The organism is Sulfurovum sp. bin170, assembly GCF_010892395.1.
In the GTDB taxonomy this organism is placed as follows: Bacteria; Campylobacterota; Campylobacteria; order Campylobacterales; family Sulfurovaceae; genus UBA1140.
In genome coordinates this window covers 1-3764 of record NZ_JAACKB010000332.1, presented here as the reverse complement: position 1 = coordinate 3764, position 3764 = coordinate 1, and the positions used below count along the sequence as shown (strand labels likewise).

General features: G+C 37.9%; 5 protein-coding genes. 4 read left to right on the top strand and 1 reads right to left on the bottom strand.

All coding sequences use genetic code 11. From position 1 onward, the window contains the following. A partial coding sequence (gene hemW / locus GSY74_RS07880; protein WP_370518788.1) for a radical SAM family heme chaperone HemW occupies nt 1–721 on the bottom strand: 721 nt, incomplete at its 3' end. 61 nt (nt 722–782) lie between these two features. Here hemW and GSY74_RS07875 point away from each other — a divergent pair. From GSY74_RS07875 to GSY74_RS07860, 4 genes are read left to right on the top strand one after another with little or no spacing between them, the layout of a single operon-like run. Beyond that, nucleotides 783–1268 carry an RNA pyrophosphohydrolase gene (locus tag GSY74_RS07875; RefSeq protein ID WP_164664554.1) on the top strand — a complete coding sequence of 162 codons (486 nt, stop codon included), beginning with the start codon at nt 783–785 and terminating at the stop codon, nt 1266–1268. Next, complete coding sequence (locus tag GSY74_RS07870) at nt 1262–2467, top strand: aspartate kinase (RefSeq protein ID WP_164664553.1); 1206 nt, start codon at nt 1262–1264, stop codon at nt 2465–2467. The genes GSY74_RS07875 and GSY74_RS07870 overlap by 7 nt, the downstream gene beginning before the upstream one ends. 8 nt (nt 2468–2475) lie before the next feature. Beyond that, entirely contained in the window at nt 2476–3021 is a 546-nt protein-coding gene (locus GSY74_RS07865) for a HobA family DNA replication regulator (RefSeq protein WP_164664552.1), read from the top strand. After that, nucleotides 3021–3653, top strand: coding sequence for a DNA polymerase III subunit delta' (locus GSY74_RS07860; protein ID WP_164664551.1), 633 nt, complete (start codon nt 3021–3023; stop codon nt 3651–3653). Before GSY74_RS07865 ends, GSY74_RS07860 begins: the two co-directional genes overlap by 1 nt. The last annotated feature ends 111 nt before the right edge of the window (nt 3654–3764 follow it).

Sequence of the window (3764 nt, the reverse complement as noted above, 5' to 3'; positions counted from 1 at the left end):
TTCCAAAATTTGAAATCTCATACTGCTTGAAGCCTTGTCTCTTAATCTCATCTGCTACAAAAAATGCTAGGTTTTCGTTCTCCTGTTTCGCCTCTGGTTTGCTATAGAACTTTGTACCAGATTCGATGGTGAGTTCATAGGCTGAAATGTGATTGATAGGAAGTCTGAATGCTTGGGCTATATCTTTTTTTAGAATCTCTTCTGTATCCCCTTGATAGTTATATATAAGGTCAAGTGATATATTTTCAAAACCAATTTTTTTTGCATTTTTTATAGCATCTATAGCCTCCTGTGGAGTGTGCGACCTGTTGAGCCCTTTTAGCTTCTCTTTTTGGAAGCTCTGTACACCAAAAGAGAGTCGATTTACCCCTAGATTAAACATACCTTGTAGCCAAGATTTAGTTGCAGAGTTTGGGTTAGCTTCAGTTGTAATTTCAGCATCACTTTTTAGTAATGGATGGACTATTTTAAAGATAGGTTCGTAGAGCTTTGGGGCAATAGTAGATGGTGTTCCACCCCCGATAAATAGGGATTCTATCTCTTTCTCTTTGACCTCAAATCTCTGCAGTTCAAAGAGGAGTTGTCTCTCTAGTGCCAACATGTAATTTTGACGACTTTCAAACTTATCAACAAAGCTGTTAAATGAGCAATAGTGACATTTTGAGTCACAGTAGGGGATATGAATATATAGTAACATCTCTTCACCAATTTTTAATGACATTTTAGCTAAAATTTCATCAGAATAATAAAATTTATTAATTTAATGAAAGTAGAGTGATTGTATGGAGACAGAGAAGCGATATCGCCCAAATGTCGCAGCTGTCATACTCTCTTCGGACTATCCACAAAAGTGTGAATTTTTTTTAGGCAAACGATCAGATATTAAAAATGTGTGGCAGTTTCCTCAAGGTGGCATCGATGATGGTGAGACACCTGTTGAGGCACTGTTGCGTGAACTACAAGAGGAGATTGGATGCAATTGTGTTGATGTTATTGCAGAGTATCCTCACTGGATAAAATATGACTTCCCAAATGGTGCAACGGCTAGAAAAATGTACCCTTTTGATGGTCAGACACAAAAATATTTTTTAGTGCGATTAAAAAATAGTGCTAGGATTAATCTTGATAGTTATCATGAGCCTGAGTTTGAGGATTATAGATATGTAGAGTATGAGTTGTTGCTAAAAAAGGCGACCTATTTTAAACGACGAGTATATAGAAGAGTTATAGAATATTTTGTAAGAGAGGGACATATAGTAAGATGTTAATAGTGCATAAGTATGGAGGTACAAGTGTAGGCTCTTTGGAGCGTATAGAGAGTGTGGCTTCGAGGGTTGCAAAGGTAAAAAAAGAGGGCAATGACCTTGTGGTAGTTGTCTCTGCTATGAGTGGAGAGACCAACAAACTGATAGGTTTTGCTAATCATTTTTCTGAAAATCCATCAAAAAGAGAGATGGATATGTTGCTTAGTTCAGGAGAGAGAGTTACCGCGGCACTTTTGGCAATTGCTCTTCAAGAGAGTGGAGTAGATGCCATAGCGATGACAGGTAGACAGGCTGGAATAAAAACAGATAGTTCTCATACCTATGCTAGAATAGCTTCGATTGACCCAAAGGCGATGCAGCGTGAGATAGATGCTGGTAGAGTTGTGATAGTGGCTGGTTTCCAAGGAATCAACGAAGATGGAGCAGTTACAACACTAGGAAGAGGTGGTTCAGACCTCTCAGCTGTAGCCATAGCCGCTTCATTAAAAGCAGATGCTTGTGAGATATACTCTGATGTTGACGGGATATATACCACAGACCCAAGGATAGAGCCAAAAGCTAAAAAGATGGATTTTATCTCTTATGATGAGATGTTAGAGTTGGCTTCTCTTGGGGCAAAAGTACTTCAAAATCGTTCGGTTGAGTTAGCAAAAAAGTTAAAAGTAAAGATGATAGCAAAGAGTTCTTTCTCAGATGCAGAGGGGACGGTTATAGGAGAGGAGAGCGAAGATATGGAAGCAGTATTGGTTAGTGGTATCGCACTAGATAAAAATCAGGCAAGAGTAACTATTAGAGAGGTTATAGATAGACCAGGGATTGCTGCCGAGATATTTACAAAGTTAGCAGATGAGCAGATAAATGTAGATATGATTATCCAAAATGCAAGTACTGATGGCAAGACCAACTTGGGTTTTACTATCCCACAAAGTGAAAGCTCTAGGGCAAAAGCAGTTATTGAAGCCTTTGACCATGATATTGGTGCTATGGATTTTGATGACTCTGTGTGCAAAGTATCTGTGGTTGGCGTGGGGATGAAGTCTCACTCTGGTGTGGCTGCTACAGCATTTAGAGCGATGGCAAAAGAGAGTATCAATATAGAGATGATTTCAACTTCGGAGATTAAAATCTCTATGATTATCGCTGAAAAGTATGCTGGGCTTGCTGTTCGTACGCTACATAATGTTTACGAGTTAGATATATAGGGATTGATATGACTCCTATACTCAACTGGACACTGGATACTATTCGCCAAGAGGATTCAAACTTCTCATGGATGGAGGAGTGTCGATATGATTGGGTACCTGTTGTTGAGTCTGCTGTCAAAAAGATTCTGGAGGGTCAGAGTGTACTTATCCTCACTGATGAGTCAAGGGCATGGTATGCTAGATATATCTCCAACAAGATAAATTCACTTACAAATGAGAGACCATTTCTACCTATTTATACTCTAAAGTCTATGTTTCCAAACCTTGACAAGATGAAAAGTACAGAAGAGTTAGACCTGTTAGAGGATATGTTAGATATATCTTATCCTAATGGATATTTTATTTGGTATATAGGAAGTGCAGAATCTGTCTATACTAAGTTTGTATTTCGTAATGATGAGAATCTGCTTTGGATTATTGATGGAGATGTACCAAACAGCTTCTATCTTCGTAATGGTAGTACTTCTTTGGATATTAAACTTATTCAACTCTTTAAACTTTTTAACAAAACCATAGACGCTTCACTATTTTCAGAGATAAGTATCGATTGATGAGATTGGCTAGTGGTGTCATTATTACTGGAAAACCTGATGAGGTTTTAGCATCATTAGAGCAGTTGCGAAGAGATGAGATTTTTACTATCATCAAGAGTGAAGATGAGAAGGGAAATCCAAAAGAGTTTTTGGTAGTTCATGCCAAAGAGACGATAGCCAAGGCATATATAGCAAGTGACAAGCTAAACTATATTATCCTAATCGCCCCAAGCTTTTCAGATGTGGTACAAAATAGACTACTTAAAATCCTAGAAGAACCTCCTAAAAACAAAGCATTTATCATTATCACAGAGTCCAAATCTGCTATCTTGGATACGGTTAAATCAAGAATGCCAATAACGGTACTTCATGACTCTAAATCGGAAGAGATTTTCACTCTTGATATCGAGAATCTAAATCTTGCAAAGGTCTATGAGTCTGTTCAGGAAAATAGTAGACTCTCATCAGTTGAATGTAAAAAGATGGTGGAGAAAATTTCTCTTTTGGCTATGAAGTCTGGGAAGTACCGTTTGGATGAAGCTACACTAAAAGTTTTTTCTGATTCTATTAAGGCTTTGGATATGGGGTCTCCTACCTCTTTTATCTTGAATACGGTACTTTTGAAACTATTAGCTAGGAAGAGACGATAAGTACCTACCCAAAATTAATTTCAAAAATATTGGAAACGATGGCTTCAGCCTCGTCTTGTTCGGGACTAAAGTCGCCGATTCCGAGTGAATATAATATTGGCTAGGTACTTA

Coding starts and splice junctions, on each gene's coding strand:
- GSY74_RS07875 (WP_164664554.1), top strand. CDS start 783: ATGGAGACAGAGAAGCGATATCGCCCAAATGTCGCAGCTGTCATACTC.
- GSY74_RS07865 (WP_164664552.1), top strand. CDS start 2,476: ATGACTCCTATACTCAACTGGACACTGGATACTATTCGCCAAGAGGAT.
- GSY74_RS07860 (WP_164664551.1), top strand. CDS start 3,021: ATGAGATTGGCTAGTGGTGTCATTATTACTGGAAAACCTGATGAGGTT.
- GSY74_RS07870 (WP_164664553.1), top strand. CDS start 1,262: ATGTTAATAGTGCATAAGTATGGAGGTACAAGTGTAGGCTCTTTGGAG.